The following is a 26087-nucleotide window of genomic DNA, read 5'->3' as shown; positions in this document are numbered from 1 at the left end:
GCCGGTTAGAATTTATCCGGCACTCAGCCCCACAGCTGAGTGCCTTATTTGATAGTGTTAAACGGGGTAATTATGCCAACCTATCGCTCCAGAACCACCACCGCTGGCCGCAATATGGCCGGCGCCCGCGCCCTCTGGCGCGCCACCGGCATGAAAGACGACGACTTTCAAAAGCCGATTATCGCCATTGCCAACTCCTTTACTCAGTTTGTGCCCGGTCACGTCCATTTAAAAGACATGGGCCAACTGGTGGCGCGAGAAGTGGAAAAAGCCGGCGGCGTAGCCAAAGAGTTTAATACCATTGCGGTCGATGATGGCATCGCCATGGGTCACGACGGCATGCTCTATTCGCTACCATCGCGCGATATTATTGCCGACTCAGTCGAGTACATGGTCAACGCCCACTGCGCCGACGCGCTGGTGTGTATTTCCAACTGCGACAAAATCACTCCCGGAATGCTGATGGCTGCCATGCGCCTCAATGTGCCGGTCATTTTTGTTTCCGGTGGCCCAATGGAAGCCGGTAAAACCAAACTGCTCGATCACGGTCTCGATTTAATCGACGCCATGGTAATGGCCGCTGACGACTCAGTCGACGACGAGACCCTCAGCGAAATTGAGCGTAGCGCGTGCCCAACCTGCGGCTCCTGCTCGGGCATGTTTACCGCCAATTCAATGAACTGCTTAACCGAGGCGCTGGGTTTATCTCTGCCCGGCAACGGCACGATTGTCGCCACCCACGCCGACCGCGAGAAGCTGTTTAAAAAGGCCGGTCACCGCATTGTCGAGCTAGCCAAACGCTACTACGAGGGCGATGAAGAGCACCTTCTGCCCCGCGCCATTGGCTCCAAAGCGGCCTTTGGCAACGCCATGGCACTGGATATCGCCATGGGCGGCTCCACCAACACCATTTTGCACTTGTTGGCCGCGGCGCAAGAGGCTGAACTGGACTTTGGCATGAGCGACATCGACCGCATCTCGCGAGAGGTGCCACAACTGTGTAAAGTCGCGCCTAACACCCAGCAGTACCACATCGAAGACGTCCACCGAGCCGGCGGGGTAATGGGTATTTTGGGCGAGCTAGATCGCGCCGGCGTACTCGATACCTCAGTGCCCACTGTGTACGGTGATACTCTCAAGGCGGCACTGGACGAATGGGACATTATGCGCAACCCGTCCGACGACGTGATCGAGTTCTTTAAGGCAGGCCCTGGCGGCATTCCAACTCAGGTAGCTTTTTCGCAGGCGGCGCGCTGGCCTAGCCTTGATGGCGATCGCGCCACTGGCTGTATCCGCTCGCTTGAGCACGCGTTCTCAACCGAAGGCGGCTTAGCGGTGCTGTACGGCAACATTGCCGAGGACGGCTGCGTGGTTAAAACCGCTGGCGTAGACGACTCTATCTTGGTATTTGAAGGCCCGGCGCACGTGGTCGAAAGCCAGGATCAAGCAGTCGAAAACGTACTGAACGGCAAAGTTAAGGCCGGCGAAGTCGTTATTATCCGCTATGAGGGGCCCCGCGGCGGTCCGGGCATGCAAGAGATGCTCTACCCCACCAGCTACCTTAAATCAAAAGGCTTAGGCAAAGCCTGTGCACTACTAACCGACGGCCGCTTTTCGGGTGGTACCTCTGGTCTTTCCATCGGTCACGCCTCACCGGAAGCGGCCGCTGGTGGCGCCATCGCCTTGGTGGAGACGGGCGATACCATTCGCATTAATATCCCCGAACGGTCTATCAATGTGCAAATTAGCGCCCGTGAACTACACGAGCGCCGCGAGCGTATGGAGCACCGTGAAAAACCCTGGAAACCAATAGAGCAGCGCCCCCGTCAGGTCAGCGCGTCACTTAAAGCGTACGCAAAGTTGGTCACCAGTGCCGACAAAGGCGCCGTAAGAGATTTGAACTTGCTCGATTAACTGTTCAGCACAAAAAAGCCCCGCTTCTACTCGGTAGAGGCGGGGCTTTTTGGGGCTAAAACTTCTCTCAAGCTAAATCACTAGACACAAAAAAACCGGCAATTGCCAGTTTTTTTGTGCTGACAAACAACTTTTTTAACTTAGTTGTCTTTCAGAGCTTCTTGACGCTTTCTCTCGCTTTCAGCAAAACTTGTCCACTGAGTGGCAAACTTGCGGCTGCGCTCATCTTTTGCGGCCTTTTTAAAGGACGCAATAGCAGCGTCAAAGTTATTGCGTGACAACTCCGCTTGACCAATGGTCAAGTGAACTGAATCTGGACGACTTAAGTCACCTTTTTTCAGCGCATTGTTACCTGCGGCAACCGCGTCATCAAACTGATCGCGCGAAAACAACAAGCGCGCCAGATTAAAGTACAAGTCACCGTCGTCAGACTTAGCAGCGGCACGCTTCATTTCGACCAACGCTTTGTCAGTCTCCTGAGCTAAACGCCAAGAGTTAGCCAAAAGCTCCAAGTTTTTGGAGGTGGGCTCAATGATTTTGTCTTCATTGATGCCTTTGTCCAACACTTTAGCAGCTTTGTAAGGCGCATCTTTGTCGATAAAGCCACCGGCCAGAGTACGCAACTGACCATCTTTTTTCAGCCCACCCATAACGTACATGGAGTCCAGCGCACGATAGTAATCATCGATGCGGCCCAGCTCGTAGTACAGACCTACCAGCTGACGCCAGTAGCTCATTTTGGGGTAGTGACGCACCAACTGTTCGACCACTTCCAGCGTCTTAGGATACTCTTCACGCGTGTAATAAACCGCGCGTGTAAAGCCTAACCACTCTTCCTTGGGTATCTTGCCGTCGGCTTCATACAGACTAATAGCCTCGAGCATGTTAACCAGTGCTGCATCTAGATCATCATTGGCGTAGTACACTTGAGCGATAACGGCATACTGTTCAGCAGATATGCTGGTGACCATCTTGCTCCAGCGCTTAAGAAAATCCAGCGCTTTTTTCGGCTGATCTTCTTGGCTATATAACTGGGCCAACGTGTACAAGTACTGAGCTTCGGTACCTACCGGTAAGTTCGGACTCTGCTTTACGACATTCTCGAAACTCTCGATAGTTTTCTCGGTGTTTTCGAGGTTGTAATAAATAGAGCCGTAGTAGGTGTAAACCATAACCTTTTCATACGGGTTGTAGTCACCCATATCTTCGGCCATTTCGTTTACGATCTGCAACGCTTTACGCGGGTCCGACTTAGCACCCTCAGCAATGGCTTCTTCGGTCGGGTCTAACGCTTCACTGACTTCCTGTAGATCTTCAATAAAGCTTTGCGACAAACCTGGCAAACGGCGCGGATCAAGCTTTTTCTCGGCCGGCTTCATGAGCTTAGCGCTTTGCGCTTGCGCACTACCGGCGACAAACAGTGATTGCTCGGGCACCAAATCAAACGCAACAAAGCCTGTAATTGCCGGCGCTGCGAACAGCGCCGAGGCCAGCAGTGACTTTTTGAAGGTGCCTGAAATCATCGATTTTACATTCTTCATTTTCATCACCCTTATTGCGCAAGCTCAAATACAAAGCGGTTGCGAACACCCGGCACCTCAATAGGCGTACCGTCAACGACCCGCGGCTTATACTTGAACTTCTCAGCAGCTTTAATGGCCGCCCGGTCAAAGATACTGGTCTCGTCGCCATCTTTATCGATGCCTTCGATCACCACTACATCTTTGGTAGAGCCATTAATGGTTACCGTGAACTGAACCGTCACAAAGCCTTCGATACCACGTTGCGCCGCACGACGCGGATACTGTGGAGCCACCTTCACGATAGGCAGATACTCACCGTCACCACCGATACCACCGGCGCTAACATTGATATCAGAGCTTAACGATGGTGCCGTCATGTTCAACCCTTCAGGGTTAATATCGGGCGACTCAAAGTCTGGCTCCGGAATATCTGGCGGAGGCGTTTCTGGCGTTTCCGGTTTATCGGGTTTAGCCGTCTCATAGCGGACTTCGATCTCGGTATCCGGCATCCGAATATCTTCGATACGCGTCTGCTCTTCTTGCTCGTCTGCCTTAAGATCGGAGTTGATCAAAGAGTGCATCAGAAACAAAAGGCCGAGGGTCACGACCACCGCCAAAACGGCAGCAATAATTACTCTTACAAGTTTCATAGCGGCCTATTTCTTAGCTGTAGAGACAGCGACGTTGCTCACATTCAACTGACGAGCAGTATCGGCAACCTCGGCTAACAATTTAACATTAGCCTCGGCATCAGCCTGAATAACAACGGAGCCTCTCGGGTTGTCGGCAAGCAAACGCTCAATCTGCGCTCGCACCCCACGGGGATCAACCTGGTTCTTATCGATCCAGATCTCATCTTCGTCTGTAATAGCAATCAAGATGCTGGCATTTTTCTTTGGGTCAGCCATGGTTGCTTCAGGACGCTCAACTTCAACCCCGGTCTCTTTAATAAATGTGGCAGTCACAATGAAGAAGATCAACATGATGAAAACCACATCGAGCATAGGGGTCAAATCGATCGCCCCGGTCTGATCGTCTTCAGATTCGTTTTTCCTGCTCATGACAAATCTCTTATTACTGGTTGATACGACGTGCCAGCCTTAGTGATCCATTGTCAGGTGATCGGCAAACAACTGATTTTCACGCTCGGCGGTTCGTGTGAGGTAGGTGTTGGCAAACAAGCCTGACAGCGCAGCAACCATGCCCGCCATTGTCGGGATTGTCGCTTTAGATACACCGCCTGCCATTTCTTTGGCATCACCACCACCGGTCATCGCGAGAACGTTAAACACTTCAATCATACCGGTAACCGTACCCAGCAGACCGAGCAGAGGACACAAGCTCACCATTGTGGCGATCATGTCCATATTGGTATTAACCTTCAGCTCGATCTTAGAAATCAGTGCCGAACGGATCTGGTGGGCGTTCCAAGATTTGCGCTCACTGCGCGCTTCCCAGACATCCAAAGACTTTTGAAGGTCGCCTTTTAGACCGCCTTTGAAATACCACACCCGCTCGAAAATCAGGGTCCACATGACAAAGGTAAGGGCGGCGATAAATAACAATACCATACCGCCCTGATCCAAAAAGGCTCTAATGGCTGCGATAGCTTCCATTAATGCCAGCATGCTTTATCTCCTACTTGCGTTCAGCGTTTTCGGCGATGATACCTGCCGACTGTTCTTCAAGAACATGAATAACACGCTTAGCACGGCCATTAACCACGGTGTGGATCAGTACCACAGGAATCGCTACTAACAGACCCCAAACCGTTGTGATCAATGCAGAAGAAATACCGCCTGCCATGTTTTTCGGGTCACCCGCACCGAAGATCGTAATCGCTTGGAAGGTCAAGATCATACCGGTAACGGTACCCAACAGACCCATCAGTGGCGCGACCGCCGCGATAATCTTCAGAATTGCCAAGCCGCTTTCAATCGCAGGACGCTCTTTCAATACCGCTTCTTCGAGTTTTAGCTCCAAGGTTTCGGTATCAGCGTTCGGATTTTCTTCGGCCGCTTTCAACACACGACCCAGCGGGTTGTTAGTGTTGGCTTTGTCAGACTTCAACTGGCTGCTTACTTTAGCATTTACGGTAAACAGGTAGATGATGCGCCACAGACCGATCAACAGACCCAGTGCACCAACAGCCATAATGGCATAACCAACCACACCACCTTGGGTAAGCAGACGCTCTTTCCAGGTCGGGCTGTTAATCAGCGCGCCCAGCAAAGTGCCGCCAGTAGGGCCCGTGGGGTCAAGACCCACACCAACCAAACCAGAAGTCGCGTTTTGCAGCTCAGAAGCGGCGTCCAAGTAATTACCGTCAGGCTGACGGATCAACTCTTCCATTTTGTAACCGTCTGGAACGTAGTTGAGGTACTTGCCTTCGGACAACAAGTTGTAAGAACCAACACGAACCACTTCTTGCTCGGCATTTTCGCCGTTAGGCTTGATCACGGTACCGGTGAACGAAACAACACGGCCGCTCTCAACCATTTGACGCTGCTGCTCGTACCACAGACGCTCAATTTCCTCGAGGCTAGGCAAACGAGTGTTTGAGTTCATTTTGTCAATCAACTCAGACAAGAACTCACCGCGGTTCGGGTATTGCGCCGAGATCAGTGACGTGCTCAACGTTGAGCGCAAGTCACCTGCAGTAGAGGTCAAGTGACCAAACAGTTCACGCAGCGAACCAAGACGCTCGTTAAACTGCTGACGCTTAGCTTCTACGTCCAACTCTTGCTCAGAGTGAGTTTCTTCCAAGCGCTCAGAACGACGCTCTTCCGCAGCCAAAGTATCTTGGGCTTGCTTCAGCAGGCTCGCCTGATTGCCTTTTTCACGGGTAAATTGCTGCTCGCGCTTGCGGTGCTCGGCTGTTTCAGCCACGCGCGACTCTTTTACCATGTTTAGCAGCTCGTCAAGGCTAGCCGCTTGATCGTTTTCTTGTGCCATTACAGCACTGGTGCTGATTAGGCCGGCAGCTACCGCTACCAGGCAGCGTTTTGCAAACTTCATTTTCATTTTGCTGCCTCCGGAGCTTGGACAGGTACAAACATAATGTCTTTAGAGGCTTCGTTACGCGCGATGCGCAAGCCTTTCAAAATAGTGCTGCGGTAAGAGTCGTCTAGCTCAACCCAAGCGCCTTGGGTAGGGTCCCAAGCACCAGAAGATTCAGTATCGGTAGTCTGATACATCAAAGAGACACGACCGATGCGTAAAATGTTCACTTCACGCTCCTGACCGCCTACATCCAAAGTGTCGCGATACGCTTCGATGAAACGACCGTAATCACTCTCAATTTTGTATGCTTCCAATACCTGACGGAATTTTTCAGCAACGGAAATATCGGCGCGATCTTGGTTGTTACGCAGCATTTCGATACGGGCCAAGCGCTCATCCATTTTGAATGGCTTGTCCAGTTTCACAAATTGCTCAAGTGCGTCGAGCATGCGCATAACCAGAGGCTGAATGCGACGTTCGATAACCGTAACGTTTTCGATCGACTCGTCCAGATCTTTGATTACCGCCAGCTGAGCCGCAATTTGCTTTTCTAGCTGACTGTTGTAAACGCGCATATCTTCGATCTGCTTGTTCACTTGCTTAAATTGAACCAGCAAGTCCTCAGTTTCCTGAGCCAAACGATCGATACGCTTTTGAGAATCTCGCGCCAAAGTAGTTTTGGCCTGACTTACCTGAAGAATTTCGTCCAGGGTTTGATCTGCCATTGCCACGCTACCCACTAGCGCGCTGGCAGAAAGCACAGTGGTCAGAGCCACGGCTTTCAATCGCTGCTTTTTCATATTTCCCCCAACTCGGGTGCTTGCAATCAGGTTATATGCGACAGAATGCTGCCACAGACACATAATCCACGAATACCTCTTTCGAGGCAGCTTAAGAACGCAGCATTGTAATAAGAGCGTTCCTCTACATTCAATGCTTTATCCAAATGGTATTGCACATGTGTATATCGGTATCAGAGGGGTAACACTTTAATGCACCACAGCTGGGCCCGAGTAACACCTGATCATTTGTTGATCTGCGCAAAGTTGCTAAACTCACCGACCTTATACAGTTTAATTATTAAGAACCGGTGTCATCGCACGACTCCAATACCAAAAAATGATGACGCAGCGGAGCCTCTGCATCACCCTCCTGCCGGGAAACTTCCCGCCAATTCTCGGCCGGTAGCTCGGGGAAGAATGCATCTGCCCCCTCCACCGTTACCGCTATCTCCGTTTTATAAATACGATCCGTATAAGGTAACGCCGCACGGTATATTTGCTCGCCACCAATAATCATCACCTCGTCGCCATCCGCTTCGGCCCGCGCCAAAGCAATAGCCTCGGGGATGTTGGTAACACATTTAACCCCTTCTGGCGCAGGCCAGCTCGGGTCGCGGCTAATAACGATATTGAGCCTACCGGGTAACGGCCGTCCAATAGACTCATAGGTTTTGCGGCCCATCATAATGGGCTTACCCAAGGTCACGCACTTAAAGTATTGTAAATCCGCCGGCAGGTGCCAAGGCATCGCATTGCCCTTGCCTATTGCATTGTCGTGCCCGCAGGCGACAATCATTGCTACTTGCATCGAAAAAACCTCAGTTCTCGCTGACCCGTGATTAAACGGCAATAGGCGCTTTGATACGCGGGTACGGGTCATACCCCTCAAAGCTAAAGTCTTCTAACTGATAGTCAAAAATCGATGCTGGGCGACGCGCGATAACCAAACGCGGCAGCGCTTTTGGCTCGCGCGCCAGCTGCTGATAAACAATATCGTCAGTCAGGTGATTATGATACAGGTGACAATCGCCGAAGGTGTGAACAAAGTCCCCAACATCCAGGTCACATTGCTGGGCGATCATATGCGTCAATAGCGCGTAGCTGGCGATATTAAACGGCACCCCCAAAAACAAGTCGGCACTGCGTTGGTACAGCTGGCACGAAAGCTTGCCGTCGGCGACATAAAACTGAAACAAGGTGTGACACGCCGCCAGCGCCATTCGACCTGCGGCCACGTTGGCCTGCGGCCCCACGGACTCGTCGGGCAGATCCGCCGGATTCCAGGCACTAACGATCAGGCGGCGCGAAGTGGGCTTGGCCTTTATCTGCTCGATTACATCACTGATCTGATCAATGGTACTGCCATCGGGGCACGCCCAACTACGCCACTGCTTACCGTACACAGGGCCAAGGTCACCTTCGCTACTGGCCCACTCATTCCAGATCTTGCAGCCGCGTTCTTGCAACCACTGCACATCGGTGCGCCCCTGTAAAAACCACAGCAACTCGACAATCACGCTTTTTAAGTGCACCGCCTTGGTAGTCACGAGCGGAAAGCCCTGGCGCAAATCAAAGCGCAACTGACGCCCAAAGACCGAACGGGTGCCGGTGCCAGTGCGGTCGCCTCGGTCAGTGCCGGTAGCAACCACATCGCGCATTAAATCCAGATACTGCTTCACGATGCCTCCTTCGACGCCGCCGGTTTACGCTCTGCTGCGGGCTTTCCGTGACCACTGAATTTATAAGCGTATATCAATAGACCAATGCCCAGCGCCGCCATGGGCAAGCACAACAGCTGACCACGAGTCACCCAGCCAAACAAATCAAACTGAATGTGCTGGTCGGGCTCGCGGGCGAACTCGGCCAGAATACGAAAACCAGCGTATCCGATCAAAAACACACCACTGACCGCCGCCGTCGGGCGCGGCTTGCGAGAAAACCAATAAACCAGCACAAATAAACTTACCCCTTCGAGGGCAAACTGATACAGCTGGGATGGGTGACGCGGCAGCAACTCTGGATCTTTAGGAAAGACCATAGCCCAAGGCAAGTCGGTTGGACGCCCCCACAATTCCTGACCAATAAAGTTGCCCAGCCGACCAAAAGCCAACCCCAAAGGTACAATCGGGGCGACGAAGTCGGTTAAACGCAAGTAGGGGACGCGAATGCGATGGGCGTAAAACAGCATCGCCAACAGCACGCCAATCAGGCCACCGTGAAACGACATGCCGCCCTCCCAGATTCGGAACAGCCACAGAGGGTCGCGCATCCAGGCGTCAAAGTTATAAAACACCACATAGCCAACCCGGCCACCAATCACTACCCCGAAGGCACCATAGGTAATAAGATTCTCAACTTGGGGCCGTGTGACGGGAGAGTCGGGCCGCAGCGCCCGACGCATGGCAATAAACCACGCCGAGGCAAAAGCCAGCAGGTACATCAAGCCGTACCAGTGAACATCTAACGGACCGATAGACACGGCAACCGGATCGAAATTGGGATGGGTGAGCATAGAGCGAACGCCAGCAATAAAAAAAGAGCGGCAATCATAACACCGCGATTGTGTCAGATAAAACCGCCGCGCTTTTTAACGCCGCCACTGGTAACGCTTAGCGAAGCGCCATGCAAAAATGTTTAAGCGTCAATTTCCAGCGGCCGCACCACACGATTGACACCGGTTTCCAACAGCATTTGGTCGATGCGCGCACGCACCTGCTCGGCATCGACTAGGTGCATCACCTCTTCCAGCAGCACTTCGGCTTGCTCTAAGTTAATCGCACGAATAACCGATTTAACTTTGGGCAGGTTAGTAGCGTTCATCGACAGCACGTCATAACCCATCGCCATCAACAAAATCGCGGCGCCAGGGTCTCCGGCCAGCTCGCCACAGATACCAACGCTGACGCCCTGTGTGTGGCCGTCGTTGACAACCTGCTGTAGCGCGCGCAGCACAGCGGGGTGAAACGCCTGATACTGCCCGGCCACCCGCGCATTGTTGCGATCAACCGCCAGCAGATATTGCGTTAAATCGTTGCTGCCCACCGACAAAAAATCGACCCTCGCCGCCAGTTCGCGCGCCTGATAAACCGCGGCAGGCACCTCAATCATCACCCCAAGCGGCGGCAGGTGAACCTCATACCCCTCTTCCAACAGCTCATGGTAGGCGCGATAAATCAGCGCCTTGGACTGTTCTAACTCGGAGACGCTAGAGATCATCGGCAAGAGGATACGCAAGTTATCAAGGCCACTGCTGGCCTTGATCATAGCCCGGATCTGGGCGAGAAAAATCTCTGGGTGATCCAGCGTAACCCGAATACCGCGCCAGCCCAAAAAAGGGTTGTCCTCTTCAATCGGAAAATACGGCAAGGCTTTATCGCCGCCGATATCCAAGGTGCGCATGGTCACCGTGTGCGGCGCAAACGCCTCTAGTTGTTCGCGGTAAATAATGCGCTGCTCTTCTTCAGACGGGAAGCGATCGCGCAATAAAAACGGTACCTCGGTACGGTACAAGCCCACACCCTCGGCGCCCCGCTCCAGCGAACGCACTACATCCGCCATCAACCCAGTATTCACCCACAGCGGCAGACGGTATTTATCTAAGGTTTCGCAGGGTAAGTCTTTAAGAGCCTCCAAGCCTTTAACCAGCTCTCGCTCTTCTTCGGCAATGGCACGGTAATGCTTGCGCAGCTGCTTGCTCGGATCACTGTAAACCGCGCCCTTGTAGCCATCGACAATAACCGGACGGCCATCCATGCGTGTATAGGGCAGATCAACCGCCCCCATAACCGTGGGAATACCCATTGCGCGGGCTAAAATCGCCACGTGAGAGTTACCAGAGCCCTGCACTGAGACCAACCCCACCAATTTATCTTCAGGCACTTCGCCCAACATAGAAGCGGTGAGCTCGTCGCCGATCAAAATGGTGTTATCGGGGTAAATTTTGCAGCTTTGATTGGACTCTTGCAGGTAGGCCAGCACTCGCCGCCCCAAATCGCGCACATCGGTGGCACGCTCGCGCAGATAGGCATCGTGCATACCGGCAAAGTTATTTTCATGCTCGAGGATCACCTCACTCCAGGCGTAAGGCGCACAGGTTCCCTCGCGAATTTTAGCCGTGACCTCGCCCCCCAGAGCGGCGTCATCAAGCATCGCCAAATAGGCGTCAAACAGGGCTCGCTCCTCACGGTTGAGGCGCTCCTCCAATTGCGTACCCAGATCCCTGATATCGTCGCGCACAGCATTTAAGCAGCGCTGAAAAAACTCCAGCTCCGCCGCGATATCGTCACACTGCTGATACGGAACCCCTTTTAAGTCCGCCAGTGGTGCCACCACCACAGACTCGCCAATAGCAATACCGGGCGCCCCCGAGACGCCGGCAAAGCGCGCCTGCTCGGCTGCGGCACCAACCGCCACCATAGTACCGGTGGCCTCGGCGTGGGCAATAACACCTGCCAACTGGGCCGACATTGTCACCAAGAACGCTTCATCGCCCTCATCAAAGCGGCGCCGCTCTGACTGCTGGACCACCAGCACTCCCAACACTTGGCGATGGTGAATAATCGGCACGCCCAAAAACGAGCTAAAGCGCTCCTCACCGGTCTCTGGAAAGTATTGATAGGCGGGGTGGGATTCGGCGTCCTCTAAATTGACCGGCTCTTCGCGGGTTACCACACGTCCCACCAAGCCCTGACCGGGGGCCATGCGTACCTGCCCCACAGCCTGCTGCTGCAACCCCTCGGTGGCCATCAGCACGAATTCATCGTTGGGGCCACGCAAATACACCGAACACACCTGAGTCTGCATGGCCCGCTTTACGCGCGAGACGATAATCGCCAGCGCCTTGGGTAGGTCGCGGGCGGCATTCACCTCTTGAACAATACTGCGCAACGAGTTCAGCATAGAATCCATTAGTTTCTCAGTTAGTAAGTAGTCGGTATTGCCTATAACGGCCCGCGCGGCCCCACTCAGCCGGCGGCGATACGCTCAAGCTGACTGTGCACCGGCGACAACTCTTTTAACGCCCGGCGGTAAACATCGCGCTTAAATGCGACGACCTCGCCCAGCGGATACCAATAGCTCACCCAGCTCCAGTCATCAAACTCGGCACGGCCGCCATTTTCCAGGCAAACACGGGCATCATCGCTTTTAATTTTTAGTAAAAACCACTTTTGTTTTTGGCCGATACACAAAGGCTGAGCATTTTGCCGAATCAAGCGGTGCGGCAGCCGATAGCGCAGCCAACCGCGCGTGCAAGCCAGCACGTCAACGTCGGCCTCGGTCAAACCCACCTCTTCGCCCAACTCCCGAAACAGCGCCTGCTCAGGGGTTTCATCTTGATGTATGCCCCCCTGAGGAAACTGCCAAGCATCTTGACCACCTACGCGCCGTGCCCACAGCACCTGACCTTGATCGTTGCTTAGAATAATCCCCACATTGGGGCGAAAGCCATCGGCGTCTATCACATTAAATTCCTGTTGTATCCGTCTTCTTATCACATGGCGGTGAAACTTTTGCATTGTTCCACAAAAAGACCTGCCGCAGCAATTGAGGTTACACAAACCGAGCGCGAATACCAAACCCATCGCGTCCAAGCTTGAGAGGTGCGCCATCGGGCGCTATGCTAGCGCGTTTGGCACTCTACATTTAAGGAAACTCCGTGGCACTGGCCATTTTTGATTTGGATAACACGCTAATTAACGGCGACAGCGACCATTCTTGGGGCGAATTCTTACTGGCGCGCAAGCTCGTCGACGAACAGGCGTATCGCCGCCAAAATGATCAATTTTATCAAGACTACCAAAGCGCCAGTCTCGATATCGACGCCTATTTGCGCTTTGCCCTTCAGCCGCTCACTCAGTATAGCCCGAGTGACTTAGCGCAACTGCATAAAGACTTTATGCGCGAATACATCGAGCCTATTATGCTGCCCAAAGCCAAACAGCTACTGACTGAGCATCGCGAGCGCGGCGACTACCTACTGATTATCACCGCCACCAACGGGTTTATTACCCGCCCTATCGCCGCGCACCTCGAAGTGGATGAGATTCTGGCCACCGACCCCGAGCTGAAAAACGGCCGCTACACCGGCGGCTATTTAGGCACCCCGTGCTTTGGCGCCGGCAAAGTCACCAATTTAAAGCTGTGGCTTGATAAGCACAACCAAGATCTGGACGGCAGCTATTTTTACAGCGACTCCATTAACGATTTGCCTCTGCTGGAGCAAGTCCCCCATCCGGTCGCCGTCAATCCCGACGCACGCCTCGCAGCGGTTGCCCGCGAGCGCAACTGGCCCATACTGGATCTACACGAGCAGCCATGACCCGCCATGTAATATTGATCGCCCTGACCGCCTTTCTGTGTAGTTGCGACCGCACAACAGAGACCAGTGGCGCCCATTCAACGGCGCTTTCCCCGGCCTCCGACTCGCCTGCATTGGCGGAGAGTAAGCTAGATAGCGATGCTATTGCGAGTAAAAGCATCGAGCTATGGGACAACACTGGCGCCCGCTTGCAAGACTTTGCCGAGCACTGTCAGCGACTGGAGTCCAGCGTTTTACAGCTACTAGAAAACCCCACCGAATCCCAATTACAAAACACTCAGCAGCAGTGGCGCCAATTGCACGGCGAACTGCGTCAACTGACGATGGCAATGTCGCTGGCCACTCGCAACCCGGGCTTGTTTACTCCGCTGGCACAAGCGCTCGGTAAAATCGACCGCCAACCCATTGCCGCCGGGTACCTCGACAGCGTCGAAGGTTACCCCAATAGCGGCCTGATTAATGACATTAGCCTTGAGATTAATCACACCACACTGCGTCAGCAGCACGGACTCACCGCCGACAACGAGGCAAGCCTGGGCCTGCACCCGCTAGAGTTCATTCTATTTGGCGAAACCGGGCAACGCAGCGCGAGCGATTTTGCCCGCCAGACGAAAAGCACGCCCGAGCTTGCCAGCGTCAACCAGCCGCAAAACCGGCGGCGGGACTACCTCGCCTTAAGCGGCAAATTACTGTGCGATGACAGTGCGCAACTGGCCCGCCAGTGGAACGACCGGCAATCGGCTATCGCCGCACCCTATTTTGCCCTGACACCGCCTGCGCGGCTGCAGTTATGGCACACACTACTGGCGGCCGAGATAGACACCCTAAACCATCAGCGCCAAATACATCACTGCAATTTTGCGCCCAAGGGCTGTGATATTCGATGGCGCTACCGCGGCCTACAGGGTGTGCTTAATGCAAAAGATGCGCTACTGCCGACGCTGGCGCGCCAGCAGCGCTCACGCTGGGACGAAGGTGTGGCGGCTTTCAATGTCGCCCTAAGCGCCGAGCCGCGCAATGATGCCGCGACCCAAGACGCGATTGCAACATTAGCTCGCGCGCTTAATGATCGCGATTAAAGACCCGGGCAAACACCGCTTTTAAATAGTTAGTCTCGGCAATCGCCGAGTGCACCGGATGGTCCGGCCCCTGCCCGCTAAAGTGAATCAAACGCGCATCGCGCCCGGCTTTTTGCGCGCTGGCACGCACAATATCGGTCAAAGTCTCGGTGGCCAAATGCATAGAACAAGAGGCCGACACCAGCAAACCGCCATCAGCCAATAACTTTAATCCCAGCTCATTAATGTGCCGATAGGCCGCCTCGCCCGCTTTTTGATCTTTACGACGCTTAATAAACGCCGGCGGATCGAGCACCACCACGTCAAATTTTGCGCCCTCGGCCAGCAGCGCTTTCATCACTTCAATTGCCTTGCCCTGTCGCCCGCTAACGCAATCTTGCACGCCGTTTAGCTCGGCATTGGCGATAACACAGGCAATCGCACGGGCCGATGCATCGACACACACTACCCGCTCGGCACCGGCGGTCGCCGCTTGAATACCCCAGCCGCCAATATAAGAGAACACATCCAGAACGCGCTTACCTTTAACCCACTGGCGCAACTGCGCCCGGCCAACCCGGTGATCGAAAAACCAACCGGTTTTTTGCCCCGATGCCACCGGTGCCACAAACCGCGTTTCGTTTTCGATCAGCTCAACCTCATCTGGCACTGTGCCATAAACCACTTCGGTGTAGCGGGTCAGCCCTTCCAGCTCGCGTGCGCTGTGATCGTTGGCCAACAAAACACCCACAGGCTGCAATAGCGCCACTAGCTGCTCAACCACTATATCCCGCACGGCTTCCATTCCGGCCGAGGCAATTTGCACGACGAGATAATCGCCAAAGCGATCCACCACCAAACCTGGCAGCAAATCACTGTCGCCAAAAATCAAACGGTAATAGGGCTGACTAAAAGCCTGCTCGCGCAAAGAAAGTGCGCGGGCAAAGCGCGACTGCAGCAACTGGGCATCGAGTAGCGTTTCATCTCGGCTAATCAGCCGAGCACAAATTAAGCTGGCGGGGTTGATCAGGGCCACCCCCAACAGCTCATCTCGATTATTAAGAAGCCGCACCTGCTGCCCGGGACTAAACACCTTTAGCGGACTGCGCTTAACATCCACCTCGTTGCTATAGACCCACAAATGGCCACGACGCAGGCGTCGGTCAGTTTGTGGTTTAAGGTAAAGGCTCGGCAGGTTCATCGGCGATCTCCAGGATCTGGGGCTAGAAACCGCGCCAGTATACCTTGGATTTAGATTCGTAGTAGGGGCGAGCCAAAAACCTACTCAGCGAGACTGTCTAGTGACACGCGGGACTGATTGGCAAAATGTTTAATATCAGCCTCACTGGCACTTTCTTTACACTCACCCCGCAGCCACTGCTGCTGCATATTTAGGCGAAAATCCAGCTCCATGTATCCCGTGCGGCAATACCCCGTCGCCGCTACCACGTAAGCGGTGCGGCGCTGTAGTTTCTCGTAATCACGGCGATCGGGAACATAGCGCGGCGACTGCACCAACGCCCTTGGCGACATTTCGGCGGCCTGCCCCAAACGATAGGTAAACTGCTTACTGCTGTTAGCTAAGATATGAATCGTGAGCGATTGCGGAACCTCACCATAGGAGGGCACAGAGGAGCACCCCCCCAGCGCAGCGAGCGAGCAAGCACTAAAAAGCAGCCACGTCAGCGCAAACCGATAACGTTTAACAGGAGCGGCAAGCGCTGACATTATTGCAATAATCGTTGGCATAAATGACTTAAAGTGTGCATATCAGCCACTACCCTAAGCCATTTTTTGCAGTGCAACAAGCGCTTTAGGAAGCGCTAAGGTAAGACTACTTGCGCCACATTAGAGGGGTCGGATTCACCGCTCTCGTTGCGGGCAACGACTCGATAGTAATACATTTGCCCTGGCACTAAGTCGTCGGTATCGCGAAACAGCGCTTGCTCATACGGGCGATACTCTTGCAAGCCGTCAGAGATGTTGTCTCCGATCACCTGCCACGGGCCAGACGCATCGGTGGCTCGCTCAATGCGATAAGTGCGCCCCAGTGGCGCGCCTAAAAAGTCGATGCGCTCACGCGGATCGGCAATGGCGCGCAGCTTGGGCGGCTCTGGTTTTGGCAAAGGCGCAGGCGCATCTAGGCCCACCATTTGCGCCTGCGCGGTACGCACTAAGTTCACCACCTTACGCTCTTCGTTAGCATCGCCTTCGGGGAAGCCCGGAATATGGTAACTGTAGTGCCCGGTGTACTCTTTATGCCAATAAAAACCACCGTTATGACGATGCCCGCGAAACCCCCAAATAAAAACACCGGCCGCTCTTGCGCCGTTATAATCAGAGTGCACCGCCGTTTGCATAATATCATTCAAGCCTTCGGCATCGCGCAGACCAAACTCACCGATCAAATAGACTTTTTTGCCGTCAATCGCCTGCAAGTCCGCCAGTACTTGTTCGGGGTTATTATTGTTGTTGGTGGTGTAAAAGTGATTAGAGATAATATCCACGTTGGGGTCATCCAGCGCGAACTTATTGACTTTTAAATAAGTGCCATCAATCACCAAGTGGTTACTGTCCAGCTCTTTAATAAGCGCGGCAGTTTTACGCACGAAAGGCTCGGTAGAGTCTCTTAACTCATTTCCTGTCTCCCACGCCATAATGGCTTTTTCATTTTTATAAACGCGGCCAGTGATGGTATTGGTGCGATTAATAACCTGACGAATAATATCTTGGTAGGCGGCGTAAGTTTTACTTTCGGTATCGTAAAAATCATCGGCCGATTCATCGTAAAAAGCGGCCAGTTGCTCGCGCCCGCCCCACCACTTCCAGTGATCGATAAAGGGTAAAATCAAACGCAATCCGTACTGATCGGCCAGGGCGATCATACGATCGTAGTGCACCATCGCCGCCTCATTCAAGCGCGGCATCTCATCGGCTTGCACAGGGGGCAATATATGGGTCTCGCGGCCGCATTCGGCATCCGACGGAGTTGCCACCGATAAAACGTAAACACGCATAGCGCGATGGCCACTTTTGACCAGCGCTTTTATCCAGTTCTCTTGTTCATCGGCGGTGGGCCAGCGAAAATACTGCCCCCAGCCTCGAGGGTCCGCCGCGCAAGCGCCACGGGCGTCATCTTCAATACGATGCAGCTCTGGGGCGTGAATGCCGGCAAAACGAAACTCTTTGCCCCCCTCCAGCAATCTATGACCATCGCGGCTAATAAACTCATCAAAGGCATACACAGGCAGAGCTGTCAGGCCCAGTAAGACAGGTAACGTAAAGCGCATAAAAGCACAGCGAAGCAACGTCATAGCGACTCCTTAAGGTTATGGTTGAGGCAAGCTTAGCAGCTAAAAACCTCAATGTAACCCGTTACACGCCCATCTTTACGTATATTAGGCGTTTGCGAAAACCCACCCTTGGCTAAGCCTGCACACCGACCCGGTTACGTCCGTCCCGCTTGGCGCTATAGAGCGCACGATCAACCCGGTCCACCAAGGCATTAAGCGACTCATCGGGCCGCTGCACCGTCACCCCCAAGCTAACGGTTACCCGGACCAAGTCGCGTCCAAACCGAAACTCGTGGGCTTCCACCACCGCGCGAATCGACTCGGCCACCTCGGTGGCACGCTTTAGATCGCAATCTTCTAGTAGTAATAAAAACTCTTCGCCACCCCAGCGGCACAACGTATCCGTATCGCGGACGCAGGATGAGGCAATCGAAGAAACCGTACGAATCACCTCGTCACCACATTGGTGACCATAGGTATCATTGATATTTTTAAAGTGATCCAGATCCATACTCGCCAATGCTACCGAGGTGTGACGTCGCCGCGCGCCTTTAACCGCGCGACTAAAAACAATATCAAACACTTGGCGACTGGCGGCGCCGGTGAGCTTGTCTTGGGTAGCCATTTGCTCAAGCCTGCGCTGATATCCGCGCAGCGTAAAATAAGCTATCAGCAACACAATAACGGTAATCGCCAGCGATACCAGCACGTTAATAATCAGCGCTCGCTCAATGCGCTGGGCGGCCGGGTCGTTGACCTGCTCGACAATTAAGTACCAATCAAACTCAGGCACCAAGCGGCTATTAAGGTAAATTTTATTGCCATCTTTGGCGTTATACGCGACCGATGCACTGGGGCTTGTCAAAACACGCACAAACAAACGGTCGAGCCCCGCTTTGTTCTTTAAGCGCATGGCGTCATTAAAACCGCTGCCGTGCAGAGTGACCTGCCCCTCGCGATCGACAAAATAAATTTTGCGCCCATAGCGCTCTTGGTAGTCTTCTATCAGTGCCATCACCGACGCTACCGACAAGCCAACTCCGGTAACCCCCACCAGATTGCCCTGATCGTCGAGCACGCGGTAATTAACAAAAATACTTAGGCGGGTGCGGTCCGCAGTATCGTGATCGACGTTAATCTCGTAGTCTTCCGATAATCTGCGAGCACGAAAGTACCAATCGTCATCGGGGTTAGTCGCATCGACCTGTTTAAGAACACCGCTAGGATGGTAGTAATTGCGCGTTTGCTCCGAGACAAAAAACGCGGTGATGGTGTCGTACTTACTTTGAATGCGGCCGAGATACTCGGCGATTTTTTGCGGGTCGCGCTCACCCTCGGTAACCCAGCGAGTCACGAAGGTATCGTGAGCCATCAACGACGAAATAAGTAACGGCTGGAGCAAGTCGCGCTGGATTTCAGAGTAAATATTGTCGCTGGTCAGCGGTAACATTTGCTCTTGGAGCTGCGTGGCAACCGAGTCTTTGGCGACAAAATAACTGACTAAACTAGTGGCCAAAAAACCCGACACCAGCAGCAAGCAAAGTGCTGATACAAAAAATAATTTGCGCTGTACCATTTAAAGATCCGAGTCAGGGGCGACCGTGGCGTTAAAAACAACACATGATACCACAACCGGTCGACACTATAGGGGCCAGAGTTGGCCCCTATGCAATCCGCTCTAACCCACCCAGACCTGCTTAGCGTTTACAAACTCTTTAATGCCGTGCGGACCGAGCTCGCGGCCATAGCCCGAGCGCTTGATACCGCCGCTGGGCAAGCGCGGATCGGTTTTAACGATACCGTTAATCGCCACCTGGCCGGCGTTTATGCGCCCGGCAACCTCCTGTGCTGCCTTGCTATCGGCCATCCACAAGGCGGCACCTAAACCAAACTCGGTATCGTTGGCTATACTGACCGCCTGCTCTAAGTCGGCCACCGGAGCCACGGCCATGACTGGCCCAAAGGTTTCTTCACGAAACGCACACATATCAGAGGTGACATCCGCCAACAAGGTTACCGGATAAAAATAACCGTCACCGGCGGGCAGCTCGCCACCCAGCAAACAACGGGCCCCGGCATTAATAGTTTCACTCACCTGGCGGTGCAGGTTTTGTCGTAAATCATCGCGGGCGATAGGCCCAACATCGGTCGTATCGAGGGCCGGATCACCTAACGTTAATGCCGCCAACCGGGTGCGCAGCATCTCCAAAAACTCGGGGTAGATGCTTTGCTCAACCAAGATGCGCTTGGCCGCAATGCACGACTGACCTGCGTTGATAATACGCGACAGCACCGCAATATTCGCGGCCTTTTCTAAGTCGGCATCCGCCATAACGATACAAGGGTCGGAGCCGCCCAACTCTAACACCGCCGGCTTAATCTCGCTGCCGGCCACCGCCGCCACCTTGGCACCGGCGCCGGCAGAGCCGGTAAAGGAGACCGCCATGATGCGCGGATCGCGAATAGCCGCCTCTGCCAGCGAGGTTTCGATGGGCAAATTAACCATGATGTTGGCCGGCGCACCGGCAGCGGCAAACGCATCGGCGATGGCTTGCGCGCTAGCCGGCACATTAGGGTCGTGCTTCATCACACAGGTGTTACCGGCCATTAGCGCCGGGGCCAAATAACGAAACGCCAACCACAATGGTGCGTTCCAAGGCAAAATCCCCAGCAATGCTCCCAACGGCTGATAACGCACGTAGCTTACGCTCGCATCGGATGCCAGCGTCTCGGCCGCCAAAAAACCTTCGGCGTTGTCGGCATAAAACTCCGCACACACGGCGGCCTTTTCGACCTCGGGGCCGCCCTCTTTAATCGGCTTACCCATTTCATCGGCCATCAGCTTGGCAATGGCTGGCTTTTGCTCGCGAAGCTTTTTGGCAACAGCGCGCAACACCTCGGCACGCTCGGCAAAACTTTTGGCTTTCCAGGAGCTGAACGCGGCACTCGCGTCGCCGATTCGCTCGCTCATTGCCGCTTGATCAAGTGCGGGGTAATCGGCAATTTTTTTACCGGAATAAGGGTTCGTAGCAGTTAACATAAAGTCCTCACTGGCTGTCGTGTTGAGCATCATCGGGGGCTGCGCTGTGCGGTTTATCAGCGCTTTTGTCTTTCTCATTTCTTGATGCACTTTTACTTTTTCGCGAGCTGGAAAGCTGCGCTACCGACCCCGCGCCATGCTCGGGCTTAACAGAAAAATTTTGGTCCATGCTAAAGAAGGACTCACAGCCCTCAGAGGTAATATAAATGGTATCGGAGGTACCGCAGGTTTTGTCACCATCGACGCCCCACATCCAAGGGATAATATGAAATGTCATACCCTCTTGCAGTATGGTCGACTCGCCCTGTTTTAAACTGACGATATAGCCCTCATCCCAACTGGGAGGAAACGCAATACCGATGGAGTAACCCGAACGAGTCACCAGGCGTGCACCGACGTCATTATCAGAAATAATATTGCGCACTAAATTATCCGCATCCGACACGGTCATTCCCGGTTGAAAATTTTCATGCACGGCGGCCAGAGCCTGTTTCATTTTCTCTTGCGCTTTGTACATAGAATCGGACAAGTTGCCCATCACCACGGTACGCATCATGGCGGTGTGATAACGGCGATAACAGCCACCAACCTCTAAAAACACATGCTCGCCAGGTTGCACAACGCGTCCCTCCCACGTGGCGTGCCCGATCATCGAACGCGGGCCGGAGGTAACGTAGGGCATAACGGCGGGCGGCTCGCCACCGGCGCGAAACATCCCGGAGCTAATAGCCGCGCCGATTTCGTTCTCGGTAGCGCCCGCTTCACAGGCGGCAATGCCCGCTTGCATGCCAGCTTCTGTGGCCGTTGCCGCACGTCGCATTAAATCAATCTCGACGGGCGACTTACAAATGCGCCCTTGCTCGACAATACCAAAGCAGTCCAATAACTTACCGTCGGTTAAGGTAGTGTGGACAAAATCTTGCTGGTACGCCGGAAAGAAATAGCTATTGCGCTCGTAGCCGATACGTTTATTCGCCAAACCAAACGAGCGCAGTGCATCCACCAGCATTTGAATGGCGTCCCCCGTATCTGGGTAGGGTCGCGTGCGTTCGACCCAAGTACGGGCGATAATATTGGACTCTTCCATCGCCCGGGTAATCATAAAAGGCTCATCTTCTAGCGGCACCACCAACGCCTGAAAAAATGAATACCCAGTCGTTTGATAATCCGTAAGGTACATAATATTTTCAGGATCGGTTATCACCACCGCGTCTAAATGCCGCTGCTGAATACGTGTGCGCAGCTCGCTCAAGCGACGCTCGTACTCCTCAAACGGAAACGTCATATCATCCCGTTGTCTCATGCTGCCACCTCCATCACCTTTTTAGTGTGGGTCACTAACGTTTCCAAACCTTGCTGTAAATCAGCGTCGGGGATGGTAAGCGGTGGAATTAATTTAACGACGCGCCCACCAGAGCCGCAGGCAGACACGAGTAAACCATCGGCAAAGCACGCGGCAACAATCGCTTTGGCACGTTCACCGTTACCGACGTCTACGCCATAAATCATCCCGGTACCGCGTATTTGCACATCGTCAAAGGTGCTCTCAAGCGGTGCGATAGCTTCATGCATGACTTTGCCTTTGGCAAGAACCGTTTGCATAAAACTGTCGTCTTCAAAGTAACTGAGCGCTTCGGCGCCTGCCACAAAACTCAGGCCCTGGCCGCGGAAGGTACCGGTGTGCTCACCGGGCTTCCAGTGTTTATCCACCTCGGGTTTGACTAAGTTCATCGCCATAGGCGTACCCCACCCACCAAGGCCTTTGGCAAGGCACACCACATCTGGATCTAGGTCTAAGGTATCAAAACTAAAATAGCTGCCGGTGCGTCCACAACCGGCCTGAATGTCATCGATAATAAAGAGCGAGCCTACCTCTTTAGCGAGCGCTTGCAGATCTTGCAGCCATTTTTTATCGGCAACATTAACGCCGCCCTCGGCCTGAATGGTCTCGACCATAAAAGCCGCCGGGGGCAAAATACCGCTTGAACCATCGCGGTACAACGCGCGCAGTTCATCGATCACATCTTTGCCGTTGCTTAGCGGGTTGTCGGCGGTGTGTTTGTCAGCACCAAATGGGTAATGCGACACATGGTTCAGCGGGACACCGGCAGCGCCGCGAAAAGCTTGGTTTGCAGTACAGGCAAGTGCCCCCAACGTCATCCCGTGAAAGCCGTGGGTAAAGGCGACAATGTCGGTGCGCCCGGTGGCACGGCGTGCAATTTTAAGCGCGGCCTCAACCGAGTTAGTGCCGGTGGGCCCCATAAATTGCATTTTATGGGGCATACCGCGCGGCTCTAAAATCGTTTTGGTAAAACGCTCCATAAAACGGCGCTTGGCAGTGCTGTGCATGTCCAGACTGTGCGTCACTCCGTCGGCGTTAATGTAATCAATGACTGCTTTTTTCATACGCTCGTTGTTGTGGCCAAAATTTAGTACCCCAGCACCGGCAAAAAAATCGATGTATTCATTGCCTTGGTCATCCGTCTGTCGCGCATTACTCGCTGTGTCAAACACAACGGGGTAAACGCGGCAATAGCCTCTTATTTCGGATTCGCGCTGTTCAAATATGCTCATACTCGTCTCCTTAAAAGTGCCTTGGCACAACACGTCGGCTGGTGCCAACGATCAAAATAAAATTTACGGTAGCGGCGCGCCCACAAGTTGGGCGTATAACCGCACCACAGGTTCAAGCAAGCGGTCATTAAAATCGTAGTGTGAACTGTGACAGGGATCGGCGTGGCCAATTCCGTCATCGGCGCCGATTAACGCAAAAGCGCCCGGGACTTCTTGCAGGTAATAACTAAAGTCTTCGGAGGCCATAATGGGAAGGCGGGTGGGGGTATCGAGCGCATCATCACCATACAGCGCCCGCCAGCTGTCGCGTACCGCAGCCGCTGGCTCTGGGTGGTTAATGGTTGGGTTATAGCGCGGCATAATCTCTACCTCGCACTCAACCCCATAACTCGCTGCCGTTTGTTGTGCAATGTCAGTAATCAGCTGATTGACTGCATCGCGAGCCGCAGTATCGGATACACGGATACTGCCACCAATCACGGCTTGCTCGGGAATCACTGTCGCGGCCGCGCGCGCGTCAATCGAGGTGACGCTGACCACACAGGTTTGCTGCGGCGCCAAACGGCGGCTCACCACTTGTTGTAAAGCTAAAGTAATAGCACTGGCCGCCAACACCGGGTCGCGGCAAAGCTCTGGCTGACTGGCGTGCCCACCTTTGCCGTGCACCGTAATTTGGAAGGTGCCGTTGCCACACATAACGATCCCGTCTGGGCACACCAGCTTGCCAAACCCGATGGCTGGCCAGTTGTGCCAGCCGTAAATACAGTCGACGCCATCCAACGCGCCATCGTCAATCATTTTTCGGGCGCCGTGGCCGCCCTCTTCGGCGGGCTGGAACAGCAAGGTAACCGGACCGGGCAGTTGCGCTTCAACGTGCTTGAGCCACGCGGCAGTGGCCATAAGTGCCGCAGTATGACCATCGTGTCCGCACGCGTGCATGCAACCGGGCACTTGGGATTGCCACTCGACCGCCGACTGCTCGTGAATCGGCAAGGCGTCGATATCTCCCCGCAACGCCACTGAGCGCACGCCTGCGCCCTTAGCCCCGGAGTTTAGCCAAGCTACTGTTCCGGTGCCCGCGCAAGCACGCCAGCGGATGTCGAGACGATCGAGCTCGGCACGAATGCGCTGTGCCGTGTTGTGCTCTTGCCAGCCAAGTTCGGGCTGAGCGTGTAACTCATGGCGTAATTGCTGTGCAAATGCCAGAGTCTGGTGCCAATAGGTCGACATACCTCTCCTTTCAGATCGGCCCGATTTCAGGCAACCGAGCAATAAGAGCGCACGAATAAGTGCACCGTTAAAACGCGCAGGCGAGCCATAACCTCACGCTTTCTCTCATACTAGTTGCTAGGCAAGGGTTGTTCCAATCACACACGCACGCCACTGGCCGCCTCATGCCGCCAATCACAGTACAACCTACATTACTCGCCAGGCAATGTGTAAATATGACAAGCGGCCTATCAATACCCCCAGATGCCTAAGCCCTAAAGATAACGTATCATAGCGCCCACTGTAGACCGTCCTCTTGAACCTACCTGGAGCACTAAGCAAGCTATGTCAATCCAACCTAAACCACGCCCCCACTTATGGGTATGGTTGCTCTGGCTAGTCATTTTTTATGGTGTGTGGCTGTTTTTGATTCAAGCGGAGGGTGCTTGGGCGGCTGCCAAAGATCATTGGCCCATTGCGCTGGCGATGGCCATAGGTAGCTACGCGGCAGGCTCTACCCCCATGGGTGGCGGTACCGTAGGGTTTCCGGTGCTGGTGCTACTATTTGATCTACCCGCAAGCTTGGGGCGCGACTTCAGCTTTGCCGTACAGTCCATCGGCATGGTCAGTGCCAGCATCTTTATTTTCGCTCGCCGCCAACCGCTCGCCTGGCCAATATTAAAAGGCGCAATGCTCGGCGCCTTAATCGGCACACCGATCGGCATTGTTTTTATTGCCCCGCTTGTCGCCGACCTTTGGATCAAAATTATCTTTGCCGTTCTCTGGGGCAGCTTTGGCCTATTGCACCTATACCGCATCGATGAAATTGCCGGTCACAGCGGCATGACCGACTTTAACGAGCGCTGGGATATTCGCTTAGGCTTAATGCTGGGCATATTATCCAGTGCGCTGGCCGTGGCCGTTACCGGCGTCGGTATCGATATGGTCATTTACGCCGCACTAGTGCTGTTGTGCCGCGCCGATTTAAAGATCGCCATCCCAACCTCGGTGGTCATTATGGCCATGAACTCTATTTACGGAGTGGTAATAAAAAGTGCACTGGGAAGCTGGCAAGAGGGCGTGTACGAAAACTGGCTTGCTGCCGCTCCAGTAGTGGCACTGGGAGCCCCTCTGGGAGTCTTTATCGTTGGACTGATTGGCCGAAAGCCTACACTGCTAGTCGTTGCCGCCTTGTGCGTTGGACAGTTTATCTGGACTTGCTTTTCGGAGTATCAAGCACTTGGCGGGCTGGGTGTTCTCGGCGCAGTCGCCGCTGTAGCGATTTGTTTGCTCGGCTTTGAAAAACTGCGGGCTTGGGGCGCAGTGTTGGTGAACGACACATCCCCCAACACCACAACAAAAGATTCTTAAC

General features: G+C 53.9%; 23 protein-coding genes. 4 read left to right on the top strand and 19 right to left on the bottom strand.

Annotated features, from left to right (window positions below; genetic code table 11):
- Positions 1-72: 72 nt before the first annotated feature.
- Entirely contained in the window at positions 73-1914 is a 1842-nt protein-coding gene (ilvD, locus tag AACY82_RS04795) for a dihydroxy-acid dehydratase (RefSeq protein WP_339615643.1), read from the top strand.
- A gap of 140 nt (positions 1915-2054) precedes the next feature.
- On the opposite strand, the gene AACY82_RS04790 is transcribed toward ilvD, so the two are convergent.
- The 11 genes from AACY82_RS04790 to AACY82_RS04740 all read right to left on the bottom strand — a co-directional run bounded on the left by AACY82_RS04790 (position 2055) and on the right by AACY82_RS04740 (position 12684).
- Positions 2055-3455, bottom strand: a complete 1401-nt coding sequence (locus AACY82_RS04790) for a hypothetical protein (protein WP_339615642.1) — start codon at positions 3453-3455, stop codon at positions 2055-2057.
- Positions 3456-3466: 11 nt separating this feature from the next.
- Positions 3467-4087: an energy transducer TonB gene (locus AACY82_RS04785; RefSeq protein ID WP_339615641.1), complete on the bottom strand. Its 621-nt coding sequence runs from the start codon at positions 4085-4087 to the stop codon at positions 3467-3469.
- 6 nt (positions 4088-4093) lie between these two features.
- Positions 4094-4498 (bottom strand): biopolymer transporter ExbD, encoded by a 405-nt coding sequence (locus AACY82_RS04780; protein WP_339615640.1) that lies wholly within the window; start codon positions 4496-4498, stop codon positions 4094-4096.
- Positions 4499-4537: 39 nt separating this feature from the next.
- The gene (locus tag AACY82_RS04775; protein WP_339615639.1) at positions 4538-5065 is read right to left on the bottom strand and encodes a MotA/TolQ/ExbB proton channel family protein; all 528 of its coding nucleotides are present in this window, start codon (positions 5063-5065) and stop codon (positions 4538-4540) included.
- A gap of 10 nt (positions 5066-5075) precedes the next feature.
- Positions 5076-6461, bottom strand: coding sequence for a MotA/TolQ/ExbB proton channel family protein (locus tag AACY82_RS04770; protein WP_339615638.1), 1386 nt, complete (start codon positions 6459-6461; stop codon positions 5076-5078).
- Positions 6458-7240: a DUF3450 domain-containing protein gene (locus AACY82_RS04765; protein ID WP_339615637.1), complete on the bottom strand. Its 783-nt coding sequence runs from the start codon at positions 7238-7240 to the stop codon at positions 6458-6460. The genes AACY82_RS04770 and AACY82_RS04765 overlap by 4 nt, the downstream gene beginning before the upstream one ends.
- A gap of 280 nt (positions 7241-7520) precedes the next feature.
- A complete protein-coding gene (locus AACY82_RS04760) occupies positions 7521-8030 on the bottom strand; it encodes a dihydrofolate reductase (RefSeq protein ID WP_339615636.1) in 510 nt (169 codons plus the stop codon).
- A gap of 31 nt (positions 8031-8061) precedes the next feature.
- On the bottom strand, positions 8062-8901 hold the full coding sequence (locus AACY82_RS04755) for a thymidylate synthase (protein WP_339615635.1): 840 nt from the start codon (positions 8899-8901) through the stop codon (positions 8062-8064).
- Positions 8898-9734, bottom strand: a complete 837-nt coding sequence (gene lgt / locus AACY82_RS04750; protein WP_339615634.1) for a prolipoprotein diacylglyceryl transferase — start codon at positions 9732-9734, stop codon at positions 8898-8900. Before lgt ends, AACY82_RS04755 begins: the two co-directional genes overlap by 4 nt.
- A gap of 122 nt (positions 9735-9856) precedes the next feature.
- The gene (ptsP, locus tag AACY82_RS04745) at positions 9857-12121 is read right to left on the bottom strand and encodes a phosphoenolpyruvate--protein phosphotransferase (RefSeq protein WP_339616061.1); all 2265 of its coding nucleotides are present in this window, start codon (positions 12119-12121) and stop codon (positions 9857-9859) included.
- Between the two features lie 65 nt (positions 12122-12186).
- Positions 12187-12684 carry an RNA pyrophosphohydrolase gene (locus tag AACY82_RS04740; protein ID WP_339615633.1) on the bottom strand — a complete coding sequence of 166 codons (498 nt, stop codon included), beginning with the start codon at positions 12682-12684 and terminating at the stop codon, positions 12187-12189.
- Positions 12685-12878: 194 nt separating this feature from the next.
- Here AACY82_RS04740 and AACY82_RS04735 point away from each other — a divergent pair, with 194 nt between their 5' ends.
- Together AACY82_RS04735 and AACY82_RS04730 are read left to right on the top strand one after the other, a co-directional pair.
- Positions 12879-13541, top strand: a complete 663-nt coding sequence (locus AACY82_RS04735; protein WP_339615632.1) for an HAD family hydrolase — start codon at positions 12879-12881, stop codon at positions 13539-13541.
- Entirely contained in the window at positions 13538-14620 is a 1083-nt protein-coding gene (locus AACY82_RS04730) for an imelysin family protein (protein ID WP_339615631.1), read from the top strand. Before AACY82_RS04735 ends, AACY82_RS04730 begins: the two co-directional genes overlap by 4 nt.
- On the opposite strand, the gene AACY82_RS04725 is transcribed toward AACY82_RS04730, so the two are convergent.
- The 8 genes from AACY82_RS04725 to doeB2 form a co-directional block, all read right to left on the bottom strand.
- On the bottom strand, positions 14604-15800 hold the full coding sequence (locus AACY82_RS04725; protein WP_339615630.1) for a class I SAM-dependent rRNA methyltransferase: 1197 nt from the start codon (positions 15798-15800) through the stop codon (positions 14604-14606). The genes AACY82_RS04730 and AACY82_RS04725 overlap by 17 nt on opposite strands.
- An 80-nt stretch (positions 15801-15880) precedes the next feature.
- A complete protein-coding gene (locus tag AACY82_RS04720; RefSeq protein WP_339615629.1) occupies positions 15881-16228 on the bottom strand; it encodes a hypothetical protein in 348 nt (115 codons plus the stop codon).
- Between the two features lie 194 nt (positions 16229-16422).
- Positions 16423-17889 carry a beta-mannanase man5E gene (locus tag AACY82_RS04715; protein WP_339616060.1) on the bottom strand — a complete coding sequence of 489 codons (1467 nt, stop codon included), beginning with the start codon at positions 17887-17889 and terminating at the stop codon, positions 16423-16425.
- Between the two features lie 136 nt (positions 17890-18025).
- The gene (locus tag AACY82_RS04710) at positions 18026-19468 is read right to left on the bottom strand and encodes a diguanylate cyclase (protein ID WP_339615628.1); all 1443 of its coding nucleotides are present in this window, start codon (positions 19466-19468) and stop codon (positions 18026-18028) included.
- 102 nt (positions 19469-19570) lie between these two features.
- Positions 19571-20932, bottom strand: a complete 1362-nt coding sequence (locus AACY82_RS04705) for an aldehyde dehydrogenase family protein (RefSeq protein ID WP_339615627.1) — start codon at positions 20930-20932, stop codon at positions 19571-19573.
- A 7-nt stretch (positions 20933-20939) separates the two neighbouring features.
- Positions 20940-22235 carry an ectoine hydrolase gene (gene doeA, locus AACY82_RS04700; RefSeq protein ID WP_339615626.1) on the bottom strand — a complete coding sequence of 432 codons (1296 nt, stop codon included), beginning with the start codon at positions 22233-22235 and terminating at the stop codon, positions 20940-20942.
- Positions 22232-23506 (bottom strand): aspartate aminotransferase family protein, encoded by a 1275-nt coding sequence (locus AACY82_RS04695; RefSeq protein ID WP_339615625.1) that lies wholly within the window; start codon positions 23504-23506, stop codon positions 22232-22234. The genes doeA and AACY82_RS04695 overlap by 4 nt, the downstream gene beginning before the upstream one ends.
- Positions 23507-23569: 63 nt before the next feature.
- Positions 23570-24736, bottom strand: coding sequence for a N(2)-acetyl-L-2,4-diaminobutanoate deacetylase DoeB2 (gene doeB2, locus AACY82_RS04690; protein WP_339615624.1), 1167 nt, complete (start codon positions 24734-24736; stop codon positions 23570-23572).
- Positions 24737-25060: 324 nt separating this feature from the next.
- On the opposite strand from doeB2, the gene AACY82_RS04685 reads away from it, so the two are divergent.
- Positions 25061-26086 (top strand): sulfite exporter TauE/SafE family protein, encoded by a 1026-nt coding sequence (locus AACY82_RS04685; protein ID WP_339615623.1) that lies wholly within the window; start codon positions 25061-25063, stop codon positions 26084-26086.
- The last annotated feature ends 1 nt before the right edge of the window (position 26087 follow it).

Source organism: uncultured Gilvimarinus sp., assembly GCF_963972205.1.
Classification (GTDB): Bacteria; Pseudomonadota; Gammaproteobacteria; order Pseudomonadales; family Cellvibrionaceae; genus Gilvimarinus; species Gilvimarinus japonicus.
The sequence above is the reverse complement of the archived record's forward strand: the minus strand, read 5'-3'. Positions and strand labels throughout refer to the sequence as shown.